The following is a 352-nucleotide window of genomic DNA, read 5'->3' on the forward strand; positions in this document are numbered from 1 at the left end:
GTCCATGCCGCGTGGCCCGGCATCGCACACCCGGCAGGAACACAGGCCCGACGGTGCGGCCCCCGGTCCGCTGGGCGACTCCGCGGACGTACTCGGGCGGCTCGGCCGTTCCTGGACCTGGATCTTGGGCGCGGCCCTGGCGACATTGGTGCCGGGCCTTCTGATACTCGTCTGGCCGGACGCGACCCTGCACGTCCTGGCGGTCCTCATCGGCCTGTACCTGTTGGTGACCGGGGCGTTCCGGTTCGTGGGCGTTTTCGCGCGCGCGGCGGACGAACGGCTGCCGGGGTTGCTCCTGGCCGTGCTCTACGTCCTTGCCGGGGTGCTGTGCCTGCGGAACCCGTTGCAGACG

The 352-nt window shown here is 71.6% G+C and carries 1 protein-coding gene; it reads left to right on the top strand.

Going from position 1 to position 352, the window contains the following annotated elements:
* Positions 1–4 precede the first annotated feature (4 nt).
* On the top strand, positions 5–352 hold a 348-nt coding region (locus TN53_RS43165), incomplete at its 3' end, for a DUF308 domain-containing protein (RefSeq protein ID WP_046264398.1).

The organism is Streptomyces sp. WM6386, from assembly GCF_000972385.1.
In the GTDB taxonomy this organism is placed as follows: domain Bacteria; phylum Actinomycetota; class Actinomycetes; order Streptomycetales; family Streptomycetaceae; genus Streptomyces.